18 protein-coding genes and 1 tRNA gene are annotated in these 23,039 nt (G+C 69.3%); 10 read left to right on the top strand and 9 right to left on the bottom strand.

Going from position 1 to position 23,039, the window contains the following annotated elements; translation table 11 throughout:
* The first annotated feature begins 87 nt into the window (after positions 1-87).
* Complete coding sequence (locus EPO51_RS14225) at positions 88-1,890, top strand: ABC transporter ATP-binding protein (protein ID WP_293351602.1); 1,803 nt, start codon at positions 88-90, stop codon at positions 1,888-1,890.
* 167 nt (positions 1,891-2,057) lie between these two features.
* On the opposite strand, the gene EPO51_RS14220 is transcribed toward EPO51_RS14225, so the two are convergent.
* The 5 genes from EPO51_RS14220 to recF form a co-directional block, all read right to left on the bottom strand.
* Entirely contained in the window at positions 2,058-4,295 is a 2,238-nt protein-coding gene (locus EPO51_RS14220; protein WP_293351600.1) for a TonB-dependent receptor, read from the bottom strand.
* Between the two features lie 151 nt (positions 4,296-4,446).
* Complete coding sequence (locus EPO51_RS14215; protein ID WP_293351598.1) at positions 4,447-4,851, bottom strand: cupin domain-containing protein; 405 nt, start codon at positions 4,849-4,851, stop codon at positions 4,447-4,449.
* 104 nt (positions 4,852-4,955) lie between these two features.
* Positions 4,956-5,909 carry a CsgG/HfaB family protein gene (locus tag EPO51_RS14210; protein ID WP_293351596.1) on the bottom strand — a complete coding sequence of 318 codons (954 nt, stop codon included), beginning with the start codon at positions 5,907-5,909 and terminating at the stop codon, positions 4,956-4,958.
* 185 nt (positions 5,910-6,094) lie between these two features.
* The gene (gyrB, locus tag EPO51_RS14205; protein ID WP_293351594.1) at positions 6,095-8,533 is read right to left on the bottom strand and encodes a DNA topoisomerase (ATP-hydrolyzing) subunit B; all 2,439 of its coding nucleotides are present in this window, start codon (positions 8,531-8,533) and stop codon (positions 6,095-6,097) included.
* A 165-nt stretch (positions 8,534-8,698) separates the two neighbouring features.
* A complete protein-coding gene (gene recF / locus EPO51_RS14200; protein WP_293351592.1) occupies positions 8,699-9,838 on the bottom strand; it encodes a DNA replication/repair protein RecF in 1,140 nt (379 codons plus the stop codon).
* Positions 9,839-9,972: 134 nt separating this feature from the next.
* Between recF and EPO51_RS14195 the strand changes: the two genes are divergently transcribed.
* Together EPO51_RS14195 and polA are read left to right on the top strand one after the other, a co-directional pair.
* Complete coding sequence (locus EPO51_RS14195; RefSeq protein WP_293351590.1) at positions 9,973-10,782, top strand: isocitrate lyase/PEP mutase family protein; 810 nt, start codon at positions 9,973-9,975, stop codon at positions 10,780-10,782.
* 48 nt (positions 10,783-10,830) lie between these two features.
* Positions 10,831-13,707, top strand: coding sequence for a DNA polymerase I (polA, locus tag EPO51_RS14190; protein WP_293351588.1), 2,877 nt, complete (start codon positions 10,831-10,833; stop codon positions 13,705-13,707).
* Between the two features lie 7 nt (positions 13,708-13,714).
* Here the strand turns inward: polA and EPO51_RS14185 are convergent, their stop codons facing one another.
* Positions 13,715-16,213, bottom strand: a complete 2,499-nt coding sequence (locus EPO51_RS14185) for a calcium-binding protein (RefSeq protein ID WP_293351586.1) — start codon at positions 16,211-16,213, stop codon at positions 13,715-13,717.
* 309 nt (positions 16,214-16,522) lie between these two features.
* A tRNA-Ala gene (locus EPO51_RS14180) sits at positions 16,523-16,598 on the bottom strand.
* Between the two features lie 97 nt (positions 16,599-16,695).
* On the opposite strand from EPO51_RS14180, the gene EPO51_RS14175 reads away from it, so the two are divergent.
* The 5 genes from EPO51_RS14175 (at position 16,696) to EPO51_RS14155 (ending at position 19,100) form a co-directional block, all read left to right on the top strand.
* Positions 16,696-17,001 carry a YggT family protein gene (locus tag EPO51_RS14175; protein WP_293351584.1) on the top strand — a complete coding sequence of 102 codons (306 nt, stop codon included), beginning with the start codon at positions 16,696-16,698 and terminating at the stop codon, positions 16,999-17,001.
* Entirely contained in the window at positions 16,998-17,297 is a 300-nt protein-coding gene (locus EPO51_RS14170; protein ID WP_293351847.1) for a DUF167 family protein, read from the top strand. The genes EPO51_RS14175 and EPO51_RS14170 overlap by 4 nt, the downstream gene beginning before the upstream one ends.
* A gap of 175 nt (positions 17,298-17,472) precedes the next feature.
* The gene (locus EPO51_RS14165; protein ID WP_293351582.1) at positions 17,473-17,823 is read left to right on the top strand and encodes a BON domain-containing protein; all 351 of its coding nucleotides are present in this window, start codon (positions 17,473-17,475) and stop codon (positions 17,821-17,823) included.
* 23 nt (positions 17,824-17,846) lie between these two features.
* Complete coding sequence (locus EPO51_RS14160) at positions 17,847-18,608, top strand: SIR2 family NAD-dependent protein deacylase (protein WP_293351580.1); 762 nt, start codon at positions 17,847-17,849, stop codon at positions 18,606-18,608.
* Between the two features lie 81 nt (positions 18,609-18,689).
* Positions 18,690-19,100 carry a hypothetical protein gene (locus EPO51_RS14155; RefSeq protein ID WP_293351578.1) on the top strand — a complete coding sequence of 137 codons (411 nt, stop codon included), beginning with the start codon at positions 18,690-18,692 and terminating at the stop codon, positions 19,098-19,100.
* Position 19,101: 1 nt separating this feature from the next.
* On the opposite strand, the gene EPO51_RS14150 is transcribed toward EPO51_RS14155, so the two are convergent.
* Positions 19,102-19,923, bottom strand: coding sequence for a LytR/AlgR family response regulator transcription factor (locus tag EPO51_RS14150; RefSeq protein ID WP_293351576.1), 822 nt, complete (start codon positions 19,921-19,923; stop codon positions 19,102-19,104).
* Positions 19,920-20,969, bottom strand: a complete 1,050-nt coding sequence (locus tag EPO51_RS14145; RefSeq protein ID WP_293351574.1) for a sensor histidine kinase — start codon at positions 20,967-20,969, stop codon at positions 19,920-19,922. The genes EPO51_RS14150 and EPO51_RS14145 overlap by 4 nt, the downstream gene beginning before the upstream one ends.
* Before the next feature lie 283 nt (positions 20,970-21,252).
* Here EPO51_RS14145 and EPO51_RS14140 point away from each other — a divergent pair, with 283 nt between their 5' ends.
* Positions 21,253-22,152: a LysR substrate-binding domain-containing protein gene (locus EPO51_RS14140; protein WP_293351572.1), complete on the top strand. Its 900-nt coding sequence runs from the start codon at positions 21,253-21,255 to the stop codon at positions 22,150-22,152.
* 94 nt (positions 22,153-22,246) lie between these two features.
* Complete coding sequence (locus EPO51_RS14135) at positions 22,247-23,026, top strand: transglutaminase-like domain-containing protein (RefSeq protein WP_293351570.1); 780 nt, start codon at positions 22,247-22,249, stop codon at positions 23,024-23,026.
* The last annotated feature ends 13 nt before the right edge of the window (positions 23,027-23,039 follow it).

Raw genomic sequence — 23,039 nt, 5'->3', positions numbered from 1 at the left:
CGATCATACCGGCTGGGGAGGACGGGCGGGTTTCAAAAAGCGCGATTCCGCCTCTAGGGTCTCTACGGTTCTGTTTGCGAGGCGCTGTTGGCCGACGTCCTGACGATCCAAGACCTGAAGGTGGACTTCGAGACCCACGACGAGGCCGTGCGCGCGGTGCGGGGCGTCTCGCTGCGGGTTGGCCGGGGCGAGACCCTGGGCGTGGTGGGCGAGAGCGGCTCGGGCAAGAGCCAGACGTTCATGGCGGTCATGGGCCTCCTGGCGCGGAACGGCCGCGCGACGGGCTCGGCCAAGCTGCACGGCCAGGAACTGCTGGCGCTGAAGCCGCGGGCGCTGAACCGGGTGCGTGGCTCGAAGATGACCATGATCTTCCAGGACCCGCTGACGGCGCTGACCCCGCACGTAAGGATCGGTGAGCAGATCGCCGAGCCGCTGCGCCTGCATCTGGGCCTGGGCGACGCCGCGGCGAGGACACGCGCGCTGGAATGGCTGGGCAATGTCCGTATCCCCGACGCGGCCCGGCGGATGCGGCAGTACCCGCACGAGCTGTCGGGCGGCATGCGCCAGCGGGTGATGATCGCCGCGGCCATGGCGCCGGGCCCGGAGCTGCTGATCGCCGACGAGCCGACCACCGCGCTGGACGTGACGGTGCAGGCCGAGATTCTGGACCTGATGGCCGAGCTACAGCGGGCGACCGGGACCGCCCTGGTGCTGATCACCCACGACATGGGCGTGATCGCCCGGCTGGCCGACCGGGTCTGCGTGATGAAGGACGGGTCCTATGTGGAGGCGGGCCGGGTGGGCGAGGTCTTCCACGCGCCCCGGACCGACTACACTCGCGCCCTGCTGGCCGCGATCCCGCGTCTCGACCGCGCCGACCGGGGCGGGCGACCTCAGATCGCGCCCGTCGCCGCCGATGCGCCGGTGGTGGCCGAGGGGCGCGACGTGAAGGTCCACTTCCCGGTCCGCGAGGGGATGTTCGGCAAGGCGCGGATGCTGCGTGCGGTCGACGGCGTGTCGTTCTCGGTGCGCCAGGGCGAAACCTTGGGGATCGTCGGCGAGAGCGGCTCGGGCAAGTCGACCCTGGCCCGGGCGGTGCTGAACCTGCTGCCGGCTACCGGGGGCGCGGTGACCCTGATGGGGCGCGATCTCGTCCAGGCCGACCGGGAAACGATGCGCGCGGCGCGCAGGGACCTGCAGATCGTCTTCCAGGACCCGCTGGCCAGCCTGGACCCGCGCATGACCATCGGCACGTCGATCGCCGAGCCGCTGACGGTCTTCCGTCCCGACCTGGACGGCGCGGCCCGCGAGGGCGAGGTGCGGGCGATGATGCGGCGGGTGGAGCTCGATCCGGCCCTGGTCAACCGCTACCCGCACGAGCTGTCCGGCGGCCAGAACCAGCGGGTGGGCATCGCGCGCGCCATGATCCTGCGGCCGAAGCTGGTAATCTGCGACGAGGCGGTCTCGGCCCTGGACGTCTCGATTCGCGCCCAGATCATCGACCTGCTGATCCAGCTTCAGAAGGAGATGGGCCTGGCGATGATCTTCATCAGCCACGACCTGGCCGTGGTGCGCGAGATCAGCCACCGGGTGCTGGTGCTGTACCTGGGCCGGGTGATGGAACTGGCGGACCGCGACCGCATCTGGCAGGCGCCGCAGCACCCCTACACCAAGGCCCTGCTCTCGGCCGCCCCGATCCCCGACCCCGGCGTGGAACGCACCCGCCAGCGGGTGAAGCTGGCGGGCGAGACGCCCAGCCCGATGGACCCCAGGGCGGCCTTCCGTTTCCTGCCATCGCGGCTGCCGGTGGACGGAACCGCGCCCATCCTGCCCCCTGAGCTGAAGGAGGTCGCCCCCGGCCACCTGGTGTCGGAGTTCGATCAGCACTGATCGTCCTTCTCCCTTGCCGGAGAAGGTGGACGCGCAGCGGCCCGATGAGGGGTCGCGCCCAGCTCTCCGCCTGAAACGAAGAAGGGGTCGACCGATTGCCCGGTGCGACCCCTCATCCGTCACCCTGCGGGCGACACCTTCTCCCGCAGGGGGAGAAGGTCACCTGTTTAGAACTTCGTCTTCACTTCCACGCCGATGATCCGCGGATCGTTCACGAAGCCGGTCAGGTTGTTGAAGTCGATGCCGCCTTCCAGCGACTTGTCGTTGGTGATGTTGCGGCCGAAGGCGGCCACTTCCCAACGTTCGCCCGGCGCGCGGTAGCCCAGGCGCAGGCCGCCTTCCAGCAGCTTGTCGTCATTGTACTCCGCCGACTCGTACAGGAAGAAGTTGACCTTCGAGCGGTACGCCCAGTCGGTGAAGACGAAGATCTCGCCCTCGCCCACCGGCCAGGAATAGCCGGCCGTGATGTTGGCGATCCACTTCGGCGCATTCGGCAGGCTGTTGCCGTCGATGCTGACCGTGCCGGCCAGGGCGCCGGCCGGATCCAGCACGGTGCAGCCGCTGCCGCAGGGCGCCGTGGCCAGGCCGGAGTCCTGCAGTTCGGTGTGGTTGTACGAGAAGCCGGCCGTCAGCATCAGGCGATCCACCGGCTCGGCCTCGGCGTTGAACTCGAAACCGTAGCCGGTCGCCTTGTCGGCGTTCAGCAGGCGGTTGAAGTTCGCCCCGCCGCCGACCGCCGTGATCTGCAGGTCGTTGGCCCGGTAGTAGAACACCGCCGCGTCGAAGCGGGCGCGGGCTTCGGGCAGCTTGCCCTTGATGCCCGCCTCGTAGGACATCACCGTTTCCTTCTTGGCGACCGAGAGCGTGTCGCCAAACACCAGGCGGCCCTGGATCGACGGCGCGCGATAGCCGCGGGCCACGCGGGCGTAGAGGTTCAGGTTGTCGGTCGCCGCATAGGTGGCGTTGACGTTGAAGCTGACCTCGCTGGTGTCCGGATTGGCCCGCAGGATCGCGGTGGCCGGCGCGCCGAACGGGGACAGGGTGCGCTGGGCCAGGAAGTCCTTCTTGTCGTCGGAGTAGCGGATGCCGCCGCCGACGTTCAGGCGGTCGCTCAGGTCATAGTCGACGTTGGCGAACAGCGCCCAGCTCTCGCTCTTCTGGTTCTGATAGGCGTAGCCCTGCAGGGCGCCGCCAGCCAGGGTGTTGTAGTCGTAGCTGTCGATCTTGATGCTTTCGTTGAAGTAGAAGGCGCCGACCGTGTAGCCGAGCGGACCATTCTGGCCCGCCAACCGGATCTCCTGCGTGAACTGGCGGTGGAACGGGATGCCGTCGGCGCTCTCGGAGGGGAACGGGATCAGGCCGGGGCCGGAGGGCGGAGCGAAGACCGCGCCGAAGCCGCCGTCGATGTCGGCGCGGGAATAGGTGTCCACCCGCTCGTAGGCCGTGATCGACATCAGGGTCGGCATGCCCTCGCCGAAGTCGTAGGTCAGCTTCAGGTTGGCGCCGGCCGACTCGACCTTCTGGACCGCGCGGCTCTGCGCATCCTGGCTGATCTCGTCGCGCTTGAAGCCGGGGACGAAGTTGTTCGTGCCCTTCTGGATGATGTTGGCGCGGAAGACCCGCGGCGTGCCGTCCAGGTGCTGGTAGTGCAGGTTCAGGAGCGCCGAGAGGTCCTCGGTCGGGGTGAACAGCAACTGGCCGCGGATGGCGAACTGGTCGTAGCCCTCGCTGTCGTTCTTCTTGGTCGTCAGGGTGTTGTCCACCCAGTCGTCGCGGTGCTGGTAGAGGCCCGAGATCCGGCCGGCCAGCACGCCTTCGACGATCGGGCCGCCGACGGCGCCTTCCAGGTTGATGGTCGAATGCGTCGCGTAGGACGCCTGGGCGTAGCCGCCGAAGGTCTGGCTCGGCTTGACGCTGTCGAACTTGAGCACGCCGGCCGGGGTGTTGCGGCCGAACAGGGTGCCCTGCGGGCCTTTCAGCACTTCCACCTGGGCGATGTCGAACAGCGGGAAGCCCTTCAGCACCGGGGTCTCCAGGACCACTTCGTCATAGACGAACGAGACCGGCTGGCTTGCGTTGAGGTCGAAGTCGGTGTTGCCCAGGCCGCGGATGTAGGGGCGCGGGAAGGTCCGGCCGAAGCTGGACTCCAGGGTCAGGCTGGGGACGCGGGCCGAGAAGACCCGGATGTCGCCGCCGGAGGACAGGATCGCGCCCAGCTTCTCGCCGCTCACCGCGGTCACCGCCAGCGGGACGTCGTTGATGTTCTCGGACTTCTTCTGGGCGGTGACCAGCACCTCGCCCACGTCGGTGGTTTCATCGGCCGCGAAAGCGGGGGAAGTGAACGCAAACACAGTGATGGAGGCGCTGGCGGCCAACAGGGCGCGCAGCGACGCGGGCGTCTTCATGAGAGGACCTCTGGATGTTCTTGGGCGAGGGAGAGACTCGCCTTCCAGGGCTCTAGCTACACCAGCGAGTGTACTTGGCGCCTCGAACTTGAGGACAATGTCGCAATTCTGTCGCGCTGCGTGACCAGCGGGCAACAGTGTTCGCCGCCGCTCAGGGCTTCGCCAAGGGGTATGAGATGATCAGCGCAAGTTCGGCGGCGCCTGTCTGGCGGATGCCCACGACGGCGCCCCTGTAGAGATAGGCCGCCATGCCCGGCGTCAGCCTGGTCGTCACCCCGTCCGAGACCACGTCGCCCTCGCCGGAGAGCACGTAATAGACCTCGTCGTGATCGATGGGGTGCGGCCCGATCGCGGCGCCCACGTGCAGCACGCGCTTGCGGAACTCCATCGTCCGGTTCGGCACGACGTCGCTGATCCGATAGGCGGTGCTCATGCCGATCGCCCCGTGCGGCGGCGGCTCGCGCTTCACGACCTTGGCCTCGTCGACGATGACCGCCGGCGGGGCGGCGAGTGCGGGGGTGGCGATAGCCAGGAGCGCGAGGATTCGAATGAGCATGGCGGGTCTCCTTCGCCGGAGGATGACCCGCTGCGTCGATGCTCCCAACGAGAGAGCGCTGGGGAACAGGAGGATGACCGGCCGCGAGCCTGTCGGCCGGGCCGCTAGCGTGGACTGATCATCGCCGAGGACAACCAGCCGCGATTGCCATTCTCGTCGTCGACCTCCCACCACACCCCGTCCTTCTGGCCCGTCGGGTAGACGAGGTCTCCGGGCTGGAAGGTCCGCACCTGCCGCGCCTTGGGCGAGGCCGTGGCGCGGAGCGTCACCGGCTGGGTCACGCTGTAGGCCTGAACACCCGCTGAGGCCTTCACCTGATCGCCGGTCGGGGCGCCGCCCTGCAGATGGTTCACGAGCTCGACGAAGGCGTTGAAGTAGGCCGCAGTGATGACCTTTCCGATGTCCGTGCTTGCGTACCCGCCGCCCGCCGCAGCGGCGAACCCGCCCCACCCGCCGCCGCCGGCGCCCGCCTGGAACGAGACGTCGGTCTTCTTTGCGACGCCTTCTGCGACGTAGAGTTGCTCGGTCGTTCGCGCGTCCACCAGGGTGATCAGCGCCTGAGCCTCGGACTTCTTGGTCCTGACGCCTCCCGCGATCGCGCCGAGATGGCCCGGCAGGAACGATCCCGCCAAGGCGCCCACATTGCTGCCGCCTGCGTTCGAGTCGGCGTTGGCGATGTCGGGGATGATGAAAAAGTCGGCGGCGGCCACCTGACCGCGGCCGAGGTTCGAGCCGCGTCGCAGATCGCCCGAGCGGCCCAGTTCCGCCTCCTGGTTGCGCATCTCCAGCCCGGCGCCGCGATCGACGATGCGCAGGCAGTTGGATCGCGCCGCGAAGAGCTTGAGGAGGGCCTCGGGGCTCGAAAGCCCGAGCTCCGTCCACCAGCGACGCTCCGGCTCCTGGATCGCCGCGCGGCCGAGCGGCTGGGCGCAGCGCGGGAGTTCCGGCGTCGCCTGGTTCTTCGAGGGCTTCTTGTCCATCCCATACTGGGCGGCCGCCGGCTGGGCGGCGGCGAAGGCGGCGACGAGCGCCAGAGCGACGGCGGAGAGGTTTCGCATGACGTGCTTCCGGGCCAGATCGCGCGGCGCGCGGGGTCGGAGGCTTACTGCCACCTCGCCGCCCGGCGCGCCTTGACCCCGATCAAGCGCGGTCAGCCCGCCGGGACTGCGAGCCTTGCATCCAGATCCCGTGAGCCACCGCACGCCATCCGCCTCGGGATGGACAGCTCGCTCCTGGGCGACCCCTAGACGTCCACCTCGGCGTCCAGGGCGTTTTCCTGGATGAATTCGCGGCGGGGTTCGACCAGGTCGCCCATCAGGCGGGTGAACATGTCGTCGGCGTCGTCGGCGTGGTTGACGCGCACCTGCAGCAAGGTGCGGGCTTCCGCGTCCAGGGTGGTTTCCCAGAGCTGCTCGGCGTTCATCTCGCCCAGGCCCTTGTAGCGCTGGATGGAGAGGCCGCGGCGGCCGTTGTCCATGACGGCGGCGACCAGATCCAGGGGTCCCCGCACCTTGGCGGTGCGGTCCTTGCGGGTGAAGGTGGCGACGCCCGAGAACGTGGTCGCCAGTTCCTTCGACCGCTCGGCCAGGCGCCGCGCGTCGGCGGCGTGCAGCAGCAGCTCGTCCAGCACCACGCGTTCAGAGACGCCGCGCTTGATACGGCTGAAGACGTAGCCGCCGGTGGCGGCCTTTTCGCCGGACCAGGGGCCGTCGCCCTCCTCGGCGTAGAGGTTGAGGCGCGCCGCCGCGGCGGCGGGATCGCCGCCCTCGGCCAGCAGGCCGGCCATGGCCGCCTGCTCGATGGCGAAGGCCGGCGCGCGGGCGGCCAGGCGTTCGATGTTGGCCTTCGCGCCACGGGCGGTCTGCACCAGCGCCAGCAGGTCGGCTCCGGTCAGCCGTTCGCCGGACGGCAGGTCCAAGGTCGCGCCGTCCACGCCTTCGTCGATCAGGTAGATCTCGAGCTCGGGGTCGTCCTTGAGGTAGCGGACCGACTTGCCCTTCGACGCCTTATAGAGCGGCGGCTGGGCGATATAGAGGAAGCCGCGCTCGATCACCTCCGGCATCTGCCGGTAGAAAAAGGTGAGCAGCAGGGTCCGGATGTGGGCGCCGTCGACGTCGGCGTCCGTCATGATGACGATCTTGTGGTAGCGCAGCTTGTCGATGTTGAACTCGTCGCGGCCGATGCCGGCGCCCAGCGCCATGATCAGCGTGCCGATCTGCTCCGACCCCAGCATCTTGTCGAACCGCGCCCGCTCCACGTTCAGGATCTTGCCGCGCAGGGGCAGGATCGCCTGGTTGTCGCGGTTGCGGGCCTGCTTGGCCGAGCCGCCGGCCGAGTCGCCCTCGACCAGGAAGATCTCGGACTTGGCCGGGTCCTTCTCGGCGCAGTCGGCCAGCTTACCGGGCAGGGAGGTGATGTCGAGCGCCGACTTGCGCCGGGTCAGTTCGCGGGCCTTGCGGGCCGCCTCGCGGGCGGCGGCGGCCTCGGCGATCTTCTGGACGATCATCCGGCCTTCGTTGGGATGCTCCTCGAACCAGGAGGCCAGGCCCTCGCCGACCAGGTTCTCCACCGCCGGGCGCACCTCGGACGAGACCAGCTTGTCCTTGGTCTGGGACGAGAACTTGGGGTCCGGCACCTTCACCGACAGCACGCAGGTCAGGCCCTCGCGCGCGTCCTCGCCGCTGACCGAGACCTTCTCGCGCTTCGTGGTGCCCGAGCTCTCGGCGTAGTTGGTGATGATCCGCGTCAGGGCCGAGCGGAACGCCGCCAGGTGGGTGCCGCCGTCGCGCTGCGGGATGTTGTTCGTGAAGCAGAGGACGTTCTCGTGGTAGCCGTCGTTCCACCAGAGCGACAGGTCCAGCTCGACGTTCTCCTTCTTGCCGCGCACCACGATGGGCGCCTTCATCAGCGGCGTCTTGGCCTTGTCCAGGTGGCGCACGAAGGCCTCGATGCCGCCCTCGTAGTGCATGACCTCCTCGAACGGCTCGGCCTCGCGGAAGTCCTTCAGCCAGATGGTCACGCCCGAGTTCAGGAAGGCCAGCTCGCGCAGGCGGTGCTCCAGGGTCTTCCTGTCGAACTCGATGAAGGCGAAGGTGTCGGTGGAGGGGAAGAAGGTGACCTCGGTGCCGGACAGCGGCAGGCCGTTCTCGCGCATCGGCGCGTCGCCGGTCTCCTTCAGCGGGGCGACGGAGTCGCCGTGGCGGAACTCCATCTCGTACGACTTGCCGCCGCGATAGATCTTCAGCTTCAGGAACTCGGAGAGCGCGTTGACCACCGAGACGCCGACCCCGTGCAGACCGCCGGACACCTTGTACGAGTTCTGATCGAACTTACCGCCGGCGTGCAGCTGGGTCATGATGACCTCGGCAGCCGAGATGCCCTCGCCCTCGTGGATATCCACCGGGATGCCGCGGCCGTCGTCGGTGACCGTCACCGAGCCGTCGGCGTTCAGGATCACCTCGACGCGCGACGCCCAGCCGGCCAGGGTCTCGTCGATGGCGTTGTCCACCACCTCGTAGACCATGTGGTGCAGGCCCGAGCCGTCGTCGGTGTCGCCAATGTACATCCCGGGCCGCTTGCGCACGGCGTCCAGGCCCTTGAGGACCTTGATCGATTCGGCGCCGTATTCGGCCTGGCCGTTGCCCTCGGGGGCAGCGTCGTTGGTCTCGTTCTCTTCGCTCATCTTGCGTCCAGCTGAGGCGCTTTTCGGGAGGGTCCGGAGCCCGGAAACCAGGAGCGCCTGATGGCCGGCGCCGCGTCGCGCGCGGAGCCTGGGATTCAATGCTTCTCTATATAGGGTTCCCGGCTGATTCTGCACGTCTTTCGGCGCACGAGCTCAGGCGGCGAATCACCCCACCGGCGTGAGGCTCGACCCTTCCGCCCGGAAGCCCTGAGCCCGGCCGCTCAACCCATCGAACAGCATTTCGTCCGTCCCCGTCAGGAAGGCCTGCAGGCCCAGCGCCTCGATCTCGTCGAACAGGGCGGCGCGGCGGCGCGCGTCCAGGTGGGCGGCGACCTCGTCCAGCAGCAGGATCGGGGCGGGCTGGCCCTCGGCGCGGGCCAGGCGGGCGGCCTGGGCCAGGACCAGGTTGAGGATCAGCGCCTTCTGCTCGCCGGTGGAGCATTCGCCCGCCGCGCGGTCCTTCTCCTCGTGGATCACCGACAGGTCGCCTCGGTGCGGGCCGGTCAGCGCCCGGCCGGCAGCGGCGTCGCGGTCGCGGGCGGCGGCGAGCGCGCGGGCTAGCCGCACCTCGATGTCGGCGAACTCGGCGCCCTCGCCGGCCATCCGCTCCCACTCGCCAGTGAGCGACAGGCGCGCCTGGGGGAACGGCCGCTCGCCGCGGGTGGCGATCTCGGCGGCCAGCGCGGCCAGGGTCCGGGCGCGGGCTTCGGCCATCAGGGTTCCGGCCTCGGCGAGCCGGGCCTCCAGCGCGTCCAGCCAGGCCGGATCCGGCGGGCCGTCAGTCAGCAGGCGCATCCGCTCGCGCATCGATTTCTCGTAGGCCTGGACGTGGGCGGCGTGGGCGGGCTCGGCGGCGAACACCAGGCGGTCGAAGAAGCGGCGGCGGTCGGCGGCGCCTTCCAGGAACAGCCGGTCCTGGGCCGGCGTCAGCCAGACCTGGCGGACGTGCTCGGCCAGGCGGCCGGGCGGGGCCGGCTGGCCCTCCACCCGCACCACGCGCCGCGCGGCGCCGGCCTGCTCCACGCCGGTGCCCAGGCGGGTCTCCTCGCCATCCGCCCGGATCGTCACCGAGACCGCCCAGGCCCGACCCGCGGCTTCGCCCGGCATCCGGCGGCCCACCTCGGCCAGGCTGGAGCCGCGCAGGCCCCGGCCCGGGATCAGGAAGCTGACCGCCTCGAGAAGGTTGGTCTTGCCCGCCCCATTCGGCCCGGCCAGCCACACGGGCCGTCCATCCAGCGCCAGCTCGGCTGTGGCGTAGGAGCGGAAGTCGGTCAGGGCGAGGCGCGTGAGGGCTGTGGCGGTCACCGGCGGGTCTTAGCGGGTTTCGTGGCCCGGCGCGAAGGGGGCGACGCGATCATCCGATGGTGTCCGGATGCCGCCAGCACGGTGTCAGCAGGCCCCCTATATCGGACCCAGGATCGAGACACGTGAGGGACGCCATGAGCCGGACCGCCAAAGCCGAACTGTTCCGCAAGCTGCACGAGGGCCCCGAGGTGCTTGTGCTGCCCAACGCCTGGGACGCCGCCAGCGCCGCGATCATGGCCGATGCCGGGGCCAAGGCGGTGGCGACCTCCTCCGCTGCGGTGGCCTGGGCCTATGGCTATGCGGACGGCGACGTCCTGCCGATGGATCTGGTGGTCGCCACCATCGCCGCCGCCGTGAAGGCGGCGGGCGATACGCCGGTCACCGCCGACATCGAGGGCGGCTTCACCGACGACCTGGACGAGCTGTCGCGCAACATCGCCCGGGTGATCGAGGCCGGCGCGGTGGGGATCAACCTGGAGGACGGCGGCCGTGACCCGAAGCTGCACGCCCGCAAGGTCGCCGCGGTGCGCGCCCAGGCCGAGAAGCAGGGCGTGGCCCTGTTCATCAACGCCCGGACCGACGTCTATCTGCGCGGCCTGGCCGAGGGCGAGGCGGCCTATGAGGAGGCGGTGCGCCGCGCCGCCCTCTATGTCGAGGCGGGCGCGGACGGGATCTTCGTGCCCGGCCCGGCGGATCCGGCGCTGATCGGGCGCCTTGCCGCCGCGATCCGCCGGCCGCTGAACGTCATGGGCTGGGTGGGCGTGCCCAAGGCCGCCGAGCTGCAGGCCCTGGGCGTTCGGCGCCTGTCGTCGGCCACCAACCCGTTCCGCGTCGCCTACGCCGCCATGGGCCGGGCGGTGGAGGCCTATCTCCGCGACGGCGACCCCGACGCCCTGGCTCGCGCGGGAGAAGGCGCCGCGAACCTGCAAAAGCGCTTTGCATAGGTTCCGAGGCCGGGTGACCTTCGGGCCGCCCGGCCCTATCTTGGGGCCATGACCGACACGCTCGACGCCGCGCCGCAGACCCTTGGCGAGATCCCTCGCGAACCCACCCAGGACGGGCCGGCCATCCGGCTCTACCTGGTGGACGGCTCTGGCTTCATCTTCCGCGCCTTCCACGCCCTGCCGCCGCTGACCCGCAAGACCGACGGGCTCCCGGTGGGCGCGGTGTCCGGCTTCTGCAACATGATCTGGAAGCTGCTGGTGGACATGCGGGCGTCGGCCGATGCGCCGACCCACCTGGCGGTGATCTTCGACCACTCCGAGCAGACGTTCCGCAACAAGCTCTACGACAAGTACAAGGCCCACCGGCCGCCGCCGCCTGAGGACCTGGTCCCGCAGTTCCCGCTGGTGCGCGAGGCCACGAAGGCCTTTGGCGTCCCCTGCATAGAGCTACCGGGCTATGAGGCCGACGACCTGATCGCCGCCTATGCCTGCAAGGTGCGCGACCTGGGCGGGGAGGTGGTGATCGTCTCCTCGGACAAGGACCTGATGCAGCTGGTGGACGAGCGGGTGACCATGCTCGACACCATGAAGAACCTGAAGATCGGGATTGAACAGGTCGCCGAAAAGTTCGGCGTAACGCCGGACAAGGTCGTCGATGTGCAGGCCCTTTGCGGCGATTCGGTGGACAACGTCCCCGGCGCGCCGGGCATCGGCATCAAGACCGCCTCGGCCCTGATCAACGAATACGGCGACCTGGACACGCTCCTGGCCCGGGCTGGCGAGATCAAGCAGGACAAGCGCCGCCAGACCCTGATCGACTTCGCCGACCAGATCCGCCTGTCGCGGCAGCTGGTCCAGCTCGACTGCGACACGCCCCTGCCGGAGCCGGTCGAGGACCTGGCCGTTCGCGACCCGGACGCGGCCGTGCTGCAGGCCTTCCTAGAGCAGATGGAGTTCCGCACCCTGGCCAAGCGGGTCGGCGACGGAACATCGCCCGGGCAGGGTATCGCCGTCCCCGCCACGCCGGCGCCGGAGACCCGGGCGCGCCCGGCGCCCGCCCACGGCGCCATCGACGTCAACGCCTACCAGTGCATCCGCGACCTGGCGGCCCTCGACGCCTGGATCGCCAAGGCCTACGCGGCCGGCGTCGTGGCCTTCGACACCGAGACCGACGCGCTGTCGTCCTCGGCGGCCAATCTTTGCGGGGTTTCATTGGCCGTCGCGCCCGGCGAGGCCTGCTACATCCCGGTGGGCCACGCCCATGAAGGCGAGGGCGGGCTCGAGCTGGAGGCTCCGGCCGACCTCACCCAGATCCCCATCGACGAGGCGCTGGCGCGGCTGAAGCCGCTGCTGGAGGACGCCAGCGTCCTGAAGGTGGCCCAGAACGGCAAGTACGACATGGCCGTCCTCTCCCGCTATGGGATCGAGGTGGGGCCGATCGACGACACCATGCTGATCTCGTTCACCCTGGAAGGCGGGTTGCACAAGAGCCACGGCATGGACGAGCTGTCCAAGCGCCTGCTCGACCACGAGCCGATCAGCTTCAAGACCGTGGCCGGTGTCGGCAAGGCGCAGAAGAGCTTCAAGCACGTCGAGCTGGGGGCCGCGACCTGCTACGCGGCGGAGGACGCCGACGTGACACTGCGCCTCTATGAGCACCTGAAGCCGCGGCTGGCCGAGGAGAAGCTGCTGACTGTCTACGAGACCGTCGAGCGGCCGATGCCCAAGGTGCTGGTCGAGATGGAGCTGGCCGGGATCAAGGTGGATCCCGAGCGCCTGCGCGTCCTGTCCAACGACTTCTCGATCCGGATGGGCGAGTTGGAGCAGGAGGCTCACCGGGTGGCCGGGCGGCCCTTCAACCTGGGCTCGCCCAAGCAGATCGGCGACATCCTGTTCGGCGAAATGGGGCTGGCCTCGGGCAGGAAGACCGGCACGGGGGCCATGTCGACAGACGCCTCGATGCTGGAGGACCTGGCCGCCCAGGGACACGAGCTGCCGCGCATCCTGCTGGACTGGCGCCAGCTTTCGAAACTGAAAGGTACGTACACGGACAACCTGGTGGCCGCGATCGACCCCAGGACCAACCGGGTCCACACGTCCTACAGCCTGGCGGCGGCCACGACGGGACGGCTGGCCTCGAGCGACCCCAACCTGCAGAACATCCCGATCCGGACCGAAGAGGGCCGCAAGATCCGCAAATGCTTCATCGCGGATGAGGGCAAGGTGCTGATCAGCGCCGACTACAGCCAGATCGAACTGCGCCTGCTGGCGCACATCGGCGACATCCCGCAGCTCAAGAAGGCCTTCGCCGATGGCCTCGACATCCACGCCATGACCGCCTCGGAGATGTTCGGCGTCCCGGTCGAGGGCATGCCGGCCGAGACGCGGCGGCGCGCCAAGGCGATCAATTTCGGCATCGTCTACGGGATCTCGGCCTTCGGCCTGGCCAACCAGCTCTCGATCCCGCGGGACGAGGCGGGAGCCTACATCAAGACCTACTTCGAGCGCTTCCCCGGCATCCGGACCTACATGGACCGCATGCAGCAGCAGGTGCGCAGCCAAGGCTTCGTGACCACGATCTTCGGCCGCAAGGTCCACATCCCCGCCGCGCAGGGGAAGTCACCGGCCGAGCGCGCCTTCGGGGACCGCGCCGCGATCAACGCGCCGATCCAGGGCGCCGCGGCCGATGTCATGCGGCGCGCGATGATCCGTATGCCGGACGCGCTGCGCGCCGAGGGCCTAACCGCGAAGATGCTGCTGCAGGTGCACGACGAACTGGTCTTCGAGGCCCCGGAGGCCGAGGCGGAAGCCGTCATCGCCGTGGCCAGGCGGATCATGGAGCGCGCCGCCGAACCGGCGCTGCAGATCTCGGTGCCCCTGGTTGTGGAAGCGCGCGCCGCCGCCAACTGGGACGACGCGCACTAACCCTGGGTCAGCCGAACAGGTAGTCGCCGCCGCTGAGCTGATAGGCGTTCAGCAGCTTGATGACGTCGACCGAGCCGGTGGCGGCGTCGGTGATCTTCCAGTCCGTCGTGCTGCCCGCCACCTTGGCGATGGTCGAGCCGGCGCCGTAGCCCGAGAGCTGGAGGCGGTCCCCCGCCCCGAAGTCCTGGATCCGGTCGCCGTTGGCCTCGCCGCGGGCCAGGATGAAGCGGTCCTGTCCCCCCTCGCCCATGAGCAGGTCGGCGCCGCCGCCGCCGTTCAGCGTGTCCGCGCCGTCGCGCCCGTTCAGGGTATCGTTCCCCGCGCGGCCCTCCAGGCGGTTGGCCCCGCTGTTGCCCACGAGACTGTTCGCGATCTCGTTGCCGAAGCCGTCCATGGCCGACGCCGAGCCCAGATGCAGGTTCTCCAGGTTCGCACCGAGCGTGAACGTGCCGTAGCTGTAGACCAGGTCGGCGCCGCCGGCAGCGCCCGCGGTGGCCTCAATGACCGTGTCGCCGGTTCCGACGAGGTAGTAGTCGTTGCCGTCGCCGCCCCGCAGGACGTTCGCGCCGGCGTTGCCGGAGAGGCTGTCCGCGCCTGCGCCGCCATCCAGCGTATCCGCGCCCGCCCCGCCGCTCAGGGAATCATTGCCGTCCTGTCCGGCGATCGAGTCGGCATTGGCCGTCCCGACCAGCGTGTCGGGGCCGGCGGTGCCAGCGAACGGCGAGGCCGGCGGGTTGGCCGGCAGGGCGGAACCACCCTGCCACACAGTGTCACTGCTGCCGAGCTGATAGCCGTTCAGCAGCTTGATGACCTCGACCGAACCGGTCGCCGCATCGGTGATTTTCCAGTCCGTCGCGCTGCCCGCCACCTTGGTGATGGTCGAACCCACAGAGTAGCCCGAGAGCTCGAGGCGGTCTCCCACCGCGAAGTCCTGGATCTGCTCGCCCTGAGCCTCACTGCGCACCAGGACGAAACGGTCGGCCTGGTTGCCGCCCGTCAGCAGGTCGGCGCCCGCCCCGCCTTCGAGGATATCGGCGCCGTCCCGTCCGTTCAGCGTGTCGGCGCCCGCCCGGCCCTGCAGCCGGTTGACGCCGCCGTCGCCGACGATCGAATTGGCCAGTTCGTTGCCGATCCCATCGACCGCGCCGCTGAGCTGAAGGTTCTCCTGGTTCGCGCCGAGGGTGAAGTTCGCATAGCTGTAGATGAGATCGATCCCGCCGGCAGCGCCCGTGGTGGCCTCGATGACCGTGTCGCCGGCTCCAACGAGGTAGTAGTCGTTGCCGTCCCCGCCTCGCAGGACGTTCACGCCGGCGTTGCCGGAGAGGGTGTCTGCGCCTGCGCCGCCATCCAGCGTATCCGCGCCCGCCCCGCCGCCCAGAGAGTCGTTACCGTCCTGTCCGGTGATCGAGTCGGCATTGGCCGTCCCGACCAGCGTGTCGGGGCCGGCGGTGCCAGCGAACGGCGAGGCCGGCGGCTGGGTGACGGGTGGTTCGGGGTCGGCGGGCGGTGGCGTGGTGGAGTTCCCGGCCAGCCAGGCCTGATAGGCGGCCGCGCCCTGATCCGTGGCCAGCGCCAGCGTCGTCGAGCCGGTGTTCGCCACGTCGGAAAGACCGCTCAGTTGAAAGCTGGTCGCGGCGTTGTCCGTGAGGGCGCCTCCGGTCACCTTGGTCAGGCTGATCCAGGACGTCATGTCCGAGAAGCCCTGGACGACGTTGTCGTCCACCACGATGCCGCGGCCGTTGTAGACGTAGATGCCGTTGTACATCGTGCCCGCCAGGAAGTTCCCGGCGATCTTCACGTTGAGATAGGGCAGCGTGCCGACCTCTTCGCCGAGGAAGATGCCCTGCATCTGGCGGCCCGTGCCGCGCATGATGACGTTGTCCGTGATGGTGATGTCGTGGGCCGAGGCCCGGCTGTTCGTGGTGAAAAACTGAATCGCGTCCGGGTGGTCGGTGCTCGCCGGGAAGAAGTTGCGGAAGGTGTTCGCGTCGATCACCACGTTCGACGACCCGCCGCCCTGGATGCCGTCCGAGCGGATGTCGTGGATATTGTTGCCCCGGATCACCAGCCCCTCGACGTTGAGGTGCCCGATGGCGTTGGCGAGCTGCTGGAACTCCGAATTGGTGATGCTGATGTCGGAGCTGTCCCGGATCAGGACCCCGTTGGGGTCGTTGAGGGGATTGTTGTCTAGCGAGCCGTGGACCTTGAGGTCCGAGAAGTGGATATCGCTGCTGCTTCCGATCGTGAACGACCAGGCGGCGGCATCGCCCGGCTTGAGCTCAAGCCCCTGAAGGGTCAGGCCCATGCTGTTGCCGATGTTGAGGCCGGCGAGGACCGCAGGCGCGCCGGGGGTCGCCGAAGCGATCGTCACGTCCTCGGTGAATTTCAGATTGTTGATCGAAACGCCGGCGTAGGTGCCGGACCCCAACAGGATCGTGTCGCCGCCATGGGCGTTGGCCAGCGCCGAGTTAAGCGCAGCGGTGGTCGAGACGTTGAATGTCGTCATGAGGGCTCCCGTGTTTGAGGAGCCCCAGCATGGGTAGCGCAGCAGTTGTCTGGAGCCTGTACGGCGCGAGCCCCCTCACGATGTACAGATTAAACCCACGGCAAAGCTTAAGCTCTACCGCTCCAAACGCGTGCTGAAGCTACAAGGCGCTAGCCCGGAACTCCCGTCCATCCTGGGTGTACGCAATAGATCTGATATTTCGAAGGCGCAATGTTGACGCCGTGACCAGCTGCCGCAGGTTGCACAGATTCCCGGCGGAGCCTCGCTCCGCGGGGATCATTGGAATCATCGCGTCGGGTTAGGGGTTCCTGGTGGAGCCGAGGGGAATCGAACCCCTGACCTCCTCATTGCGAACGAGGCGCTCTACCATCTGAGCTACGGCCCCAGGAAGGCGCGGAATAAGGCGATAGAGGCCCCGCCTGTCAAGCGCCTCTGCGCACCGTCGCCTTGCCTCCGCCGCAAACGCCGGTAGAAGCAGGCCTATGGCTGGCTTTCTCTACTTCGTTATCGACGGCGCCCTGGGCCTCCTGATCCTGGCGATCATCGTCAGCGCGATCCTGTCGTGGCTGGTGGCGTTCAACGTCATCAACCTCAGGAATCAGTTCGTCTATGGCGTGGCCCGGTTCCTTGAGGCCGTGACGACGCCGGTGCTGCGGCCGTTCCAGAAGATCATTCCGCCGCTGGGCGGTGTCGACATCAGCCCCATCATCGCCATCCTGATCCTGCAGGGGATCAAGGGATACCTGCTGCCTTGGCTGTTCCGGCCGCTGTTCGCGATGATCGGCTGACGCGCCTCACCGTCCGCGTGACGCCGCGCGGCGGCCGCGACGCCGTCGAGGGCTGGATGACGGACGACGCGGGCCGGGCGGTCCTGAAGCTGCGCGTCAGCGCGGCGGCCGCCGACGGCGCCGCGAACGCCGCGGTGATCGTCCTGCTGGCCAAGGCGTTGAAGCTTCCGAAGTCGGCCATCCGCATCGCCGCCGGCGAGACGGCGCGGCTCAAACGCCTGGAGATCGAGGGCGTCGATGCGGACGACCTTGCCCGCGCCTTCGGTCCGGAACCCGATGGGCCGAGCGGCCGTTAGAACACCGATCGTCCAACGACTTGCCTGTCGGACACGGGCGATCCGGATCGGCCCGACCAACACCCTGGCATCCCCCCCGACCGAGGTTGGGCCGATCCCCTCCCCCAGATCGCAAGGAACGCTCCGCTCGCTCATCGGTTTTCAAACCGTGCAGCTTGAAAGACGGGAGTCGTCCATGGCCGACCATCAGGGCCTTCACGCAGGCAAGGGCCCCAGGGGGTGGACCCTCAGCGATAGTCGCCTCATCGAACAGATCTCGGACCGCCTGATGGAGGATCGGCTGCTGGACGCCACCGACATCGAGGTCGCGGCCGACGCCGGCGTCGTCACCCTGACCGGCGAGGCGCCCGGCGCGTCCGACGTCGCCCACGCCGAGATGCTGACCCGCCAAACGGCCGGCGTCCGCGACGTGGTCAACCGCATCCGTTTCCGGCCGGGACCCCGCGCCGTCGACAGACTGAGGCCTGAGGAGGAACCGAACCTGAACGGCCGCTGGGGCCGTTGGGTGCCACCTTTCGTCACCTGAGCAGGGCGCGCTAAGCTGGGGCCATGTCCAGCCCCCTTGGCTCGCAGAGGGCCGACCTCGCCCGCCTGATCGCCGACGCCCGACGGGTGGTGGTGTTCACCGGCGCGGGCATCTCCACCGAGAGCGGCATCCCCGACTTCCGCAGCCCCGGCGGCGTGTGGAGCAAGATGAAGCCGATCTATTTCCAGGACTTCGTCGCCAGCGAGGACCGTCGCCGCGAGGCGTGGGAGCGCGCCTTCGGCGGCCGCGCCGGCTGGGTGGGCCGCGAACCCAACGCCGGCCATATGGGCGTCGCCCGCCTGATCGCCAGCGGCAAGGCCAGCTCGGTGATCACCCAGAACGTCGATAACCTGCACCAGGCGTCCGGCGTGCCGGCCGAACGGGTCATCGAGCTGCACGGCAACGCCAGCTACGCCACCTGCCTGGAGTGCGGGCTGCGCCACGAATTGGAGGAGCTGAAGGTCCTCTACGAGGCCACAGGCGACCTGCCCGCCTGCCGATCCTGCAGCGGGATCGTGAAGACTGCCACCATCTCGTTCGGCCAGTCCATGCCCAGCGGGCCGATGGCGCGGGCCGAGGCCGAGTCCCTGGCCTGCGACCTCTTCCTGGTGCTGGGGTCGTCCCTGGTGGTCTATCCGGCCGCCGGCTTCCCGGTGATGGCCAAGCGCAACGGCGCGGTCCTGGCGATCGTCAACCGCGAGTCCACGGAGCTCGACCCCTATGCCGACCTGGTGCTGCACGACGAGATCGGTCCGGTGATGACCCATGCGGCGCCGGCCAACTAATTTCGCCCTTCCGCCGATTCGTCACATACGCGCCTTGATCTTCGGGCTAAGCGCTCCGCCGGTTTCTCATCGGAGCTCTCTGTGACCAGACCTGTCGTCGCGGCCAGCCTTCTGGCCGCTCTCCTTGCCGCCTGCAGCCAGGGCGGCGGCTCCAAGTCCGCCTCCAGCGATCCCTATGCCGGCCTCGACACCGAGATTCTCGCCTGGCGCACCTCGATCGAAGCGGGCCACCCGGCCTGCGCGGCCAAGGTGGAGGGCAAGGGCTGCCAGGACTTCCAGGTCATGTGCAAGGGCGCGCGGGACGTGAGCCCCGAAGACGCCGCCAAGGGCGTGAAGACCCAGGTCGTGGCCGCCATGACCTTCGCCGGCCGCAACACCGACGGCTCCACGGGCAAGTCCGGCTCGTCGTTCGCTCTCTTTTCGAAGACCGGCGACACCTGGGCGCGCAGCGAGACGCCGCCCGTCAACATGACGACCTGCGCCCAGCTCTAGGCTAGCCGCCGCGAGCTCCGACGACCTTGCGAACCTGCGCCGCCTGGCGGCGGGCCACCGGCACTTCGGCGCCGGATTGCAGAACCACCGCGGCCGGTCCCCCTGACCGGCGCGCCAGCCGCACGATGCGGTCGCGGCGGACCAGCGCCCCCCGGTGGACGCGCAGGAAATCCGCGGGATCCAGCTCGGCCTGCAGCTTGCGGATCGCCTTGCGGACCAGGAAGCTACGCCCGCGGCTGTGGATGCGGACGTAGTCGCGCTCGGCCTCGACCCAGTCGATGAGGTCGACCGGCAGGCGCAGCCGGTCCCCGCGGTCCGGGACCCAGATCTCCTCGGCGAAGCCGCTGTTCGGGGGCTCCGTGTCGGCGGCGCGCAGTGCGGCCACCACCTCCTCCAGTTCGGCGATCCGTGAGCTGGCGGCGCGCGACTGCAGGCGGACGCGCGCCCGCTCCAGCGCCTCGTGCAGCCGTTCGAACTCGACGGGCTTCAGCAGGTAGTCCACGGCCGCCAGCTCGAAGGCGTCGGTGGCGAAGCGGCTGAACGCGGTGACGAAGATGAAGATCGGCGCTTCGGCCGGATCGATGGCGCGGGCCAGGTCCAGGCCGGAGAGGCCCGGCATGCGGATGTCCAGCAGCATGACGTCGACGCCGCCCCTGCGGATCAGGGCCAGCGCCTCGTCGCCGTTGGTGGCCTGGCCCACGACTTCGACGTTGGGCGCCTTGTCGATCGCCATCTGCAGGCGCCGCAGGGCCGGCGGCTCGTCGTCGACGAGGGCCACGCGCAACGGCCGCGCCGGGGCCGAAATGATGCTGCCTTGGATCATGCCCGCTCCAGGGGGATTTCCACCGACGCCAGGAAGCCGTGCGGCAGCCTGGGTCCGCACGTCAGTTCCGCCGCCTTGCCGTAGATCAGGTCGAGCCGGCGGCGCACGTTCTCGAGGCCGAGGCCCAGTTTCGCCGGGACCTGGCCCGCACCGTCGCCCCCGTCGTCGGCCACGGTGAGCCGCAGCCGCCCTTCGGACGCCTCGGCCTTGATTTCGATGGTCACCGTCGCGTTCGAGCGGGCCACGCCGTACTTCACCGCGTTCTCGACGAGTGGCTGCAGGATCAGGCTGGGCGCCAGGGCGTCGCGCAGGTCGGCGGGAATGGATTCCACATAGTTCAGCCGGTCCTCGAACCGCGCCTGCTCGATCAGCAGGTACTGGCGTTGGGCCTCGATCTCGTCCGAGAGCGGGCCCTTGTCCGGCATCTCCTTTTCGAGCGTGTGGCGCAGGAAGCTGGAGAGCGACAGGACCACCCGCTCCGCCCGCTCGTTCTCCCTGGCGAGGATCAGCGAGCTGAGCGCATTCAGGGTGTTGAACAGGAAATGCGGGTTGATCTGATAGCGCAGCATCCGGTTCTGCGCGTCCATCGCCAGGGCCTGGGAGGCGACCAGCCGGAGGTTCTTCTCCTTGAGTTCCTCCTCGTAGCGAATGGCGAAGTACAGCGCGCACCACGAGATGAAGGTCCAGAAGAACATCGAGGCGGTGAACGCCACCGAGATCGGCGACAGCGGCTCCACCTTCCACATCGGAAAGACCATGTAGAACGCCGCGTAGTTCAGCAGGGAGTAGGCGAACCCGCCCAGAACCGAGAGCAGGACGGCCGCCGCGATGCGCCGCCACATCGGCTGCTCGGCCAGGGCGGAGAGAATCCTGCCGATCAGCAGGCAGGCCACGAAGCCGAACGCCGCCATGCCCAGCCGGCGCACCGCCATGTCACCTGCATGCGGGATCGGGTCGGCAAGCATCCGGGCGGTGACGATCAGATAGGTCAGCGCCCAAAGGACGAAGTTGGCGACCAGGTAGTTGTTCGGACGCGGCAGACGCATGCACCCTTCCCCAGAGCATCTCCGCCGGGATGGCGGCCGGTGGCGATCGAAATGCTCCGCCCCTGGACCGAGACGGCCCACCGGACCGTCCGCCGTCACATTCTGTAGAATTCCGGTGACAGACCAAGGCCGCTTGTCGACACGGCGTCACCGCTGGCAGCAAAAACCCCCGTTCACCGGCGCCGCACACCCCCTTCGCCGCATTTCGCATGAAGACTTTTCCGGCTTGGGCATCCTTGGTGGGCGGGGCCGCATGTCCCCGACGCTTTCAGGGGAGCCAGCCGTGCCGGTGCGACCGCCATCGTTGAGGGCCATCGCCGCCTTCGAGGCTGCGGCCCGGCACGAGAGTTTCACCAAGGCCGCCGACGAGTTGAACCTCACCCAGAGCGCCATCAGCCACGCCATCCGCTCGCTGGAGCTTCGCCTGGGGGTCGACCTGTTTGACCGCTTCGGCCGCACCGTGGTCCTCACCGAGCCGGGCCGCGCCTTCGTCAGCCGGCTTCGGCTCAGCCTGAACCTGATCTCGGAAGCTTTCGAGGCCCCGGCCCGGCTTGGACGCACCCGCCTCGTCGTCGCCGCCACCGCCGGCATCGCCGAGCGGATCCTGGCCAACCGCCTGCCAGGCTTCCTGGCCGGCAACCCTGACCGCGAGCTGGAGCTGCGCACCGTCACCGGGCCGGCGGAGGTCAACGCCGGCGAGGCCGACGTCGCGATCCTCTACGGCGCGGGCCCCTGCGCCGGGCTCACCCAGCGGCGGCTTGCGGGCGAGGCCCTGTTTCCCGTGGCGGCGCCCGCCGCCGACCTGCCTCGGCGCGCCGAAGACCTTGTGCGGGCGCCCCTCATCCACCAGCCGGAGCACCCCTGGCGGCTGTGGCTGGAGCAGGTGGGCCTCAGCGACCTGCCAACCCCCGCGACGCTCACCGCCGACAGCCCGCTCGCGGCGCTGGAGCTGGCCCGCAACGGCGCCGGCGTCTGCCTGGCCCGCGCGCTGCTGGTGCGCGACGACCTGCGCGCCGGCCGGCTCGTGCGCCTGTTCGAGGCCGAGGCCATGCTGCGCGAGGACTATACCGCCGTCTGGAATCCCGCCTCGCCGCGCGCCGACCTGATCCGGCCCTTCGTGGACTGGCTGGCCGGAACGCTGGACGCCGGCCCCGGCCCCGCGCCGATCCGGCACGCCGCCTAGCTTCCCAAGGCCGGTCAGCCGGTCACGCCGGCGTCACCCGATCCCTGATAGAGCAACGCCGGCCCGCTCCGTGCGTTGGCGGGGCGGAGGACGCATGCGTTTCCATATCCAGGCCGGGCTGACCTACGACTTCGCGGAGCGCTGCGAGGTGCTGCTGCTGCTCGAGGCCGCCCGCGGGCCGGACCAGGCCGTGCATCGTGAGCGCCTGACCCTCACGCCTGCCGCCGACCTCGCCCGCCTGGACGATTCGCTCACCGGCGAACGGCGAGCGGTGTTCACGGCCCAGGGCCGGGTGGCGCTGCGCTACGAGGCCGACGTGGAGGTCCTGGCGCGCGACGCCACGCTGGAGGGCGTCGCCGCCGTGGCGATCCGCGACCTGCCCGGCGAGGCCCTGCGCTACCTGCGCGCCAGCCGCTATTGCCCCTCCGACCGCTTCGAAAGCTTCGTGGAGCGCGAGTTCGGCAGCCTTTCCGGCGGGGACAAGGTGGCGGCGATCATCGCCTGGATCGGCCAGCACCTGGACTATCGCGCCGGCGTCAGCGACGCGGCCTCCACTGCCCTGGACACCTTCGTGGACCGGGCCGGCGTCTGCCGCGACTTCACCCATCTGGCCATCACGCTGTGCCGCGCCGCCGACATCCCGGCCCGCGCGGTCAGCGCCTACGCCTGGAAGCTGGAGCCGCCCGACCTGCACGCCGTGGCCGAGGTCTATCTGGGCGGCCGCTGGCGCCTGGTCGACCCCACCGGCCTGGCGCCGGTCGAGGGCCTGGTGCGGGTGGCTACGGGCCTGGACGCCGCCGACATCGCCTTCATGAGCATCTTTGGCCGCGCCGAGTTGGTCACCCAGAGCTTCGCGATCCAGAAGGCCCAGTGACCGCCCGCCAAAG

Origin of the sequence: Phenylobacterium sp. (assembly GCF_004297125.1) — a bacterium.
In the GTDB taxonomy this organism is placed as follows: Bacteria; Pseudomonadota; Alphaproteobacteria; order Caulobacterales; family Caulobacteraceae; genus Phenylobacterium.
This window is presented reverse-complemented; position numbering and strand designations above follow the sequence as displayed.

Bases quoted from the DNA above. Each gene is read 5' to 3' on its own strand.
- EPO51_RS14210 (WP_293351596.1), bottom strand. From the start codon at position 5,909: ATGCGAAACCTCTCCGCCGTCGCTCTGGCGCTCGTCGCCGCCTTCGCC.
- EPO51_RS14185 (WP_293351586.1), bottom strand. From the start codon at position 16,213: ATGACGACATTCAACGTCTCGACCACCGCTGCGCTTAACTCGGCGCTG.
- gyrB (WP_293351594.1), bottom strand. From the start codon at position 8,533: ATGAGCGAAGAGAACGAGACCAACGACGCTGCCCCCGAGGGCAACGGC.
- EPO51_RS14215 (WP_293351598.1), bottom strand. From the start codon at position 4,851: ATGCTCATTCGAATCCTCGCGCTCCTGGCTATCGCCACCCCCGCACTC.
- EPO51_RS14160 (WP_293351580.1), top strand. From the start codon at position 17,847: ATGTCCAGCCCCCTTGGCTCGCAGAGGGCCGACCTCGCCCGCCTGATC.
- EPO51_RS14145 (WP_293351574.1), bottom strand. From the start codon at position 20,969: ATGCGTCTGCCGCGTCCGAACAACTACCTGGTCGCCAACTTCGTCCTT.
- EPO51_RS14150 (WP_293351576.1), bottom strand. From the start codon at position 19,923: ATGATCCAAGGCAGCATCATTTCGGCCCCGGCGCGGCCGTTGCGCGTG.
- polA (WP_293351588.1), top strand. From the start codon at position 10,831: ATGACCGACACGCTCGACGCCGCGCCGCAGACCCTTGGCGAGATCCCT.
- EPO51_RS14135 (WP_293351570.1), top strand. From the start codon at position 22,247: ATGCGTTTCCATATCCAGGCCGGGCTGACCTACGACTTCGCGGAGCGC.
- EPO51_RS14220 (WP_293351600.1), bottom strand. From the start codon at position 4,295: ATGAAGACGCCCGCGTCGCTGCGCGCCCTGTTGGCCGCCAGCGCCTCC.
- EPO51_RS14195 (WP_293351590.1), top strand. From the start codon at position 9,973: ATGAGCCGGACCGCCAAAGCCGAACTGTTCCGCAAGCTGCACGAGGGC.
- EPO51_RS14175 (WP_293351584.1), top strand. From the start codon at position 16,696: ATGGCTGGCTTTCTCTACTTCGTTATCGACGGCGCCCTGGGCCTCCTG.
- EPO51_RS14165 (WP_293351582.1), top strand. From the start codon at position 17,473: ATGGCCGACCATCAGGGCCTTCACGCAGGCAAGGGCCCCAGGGGGTGG.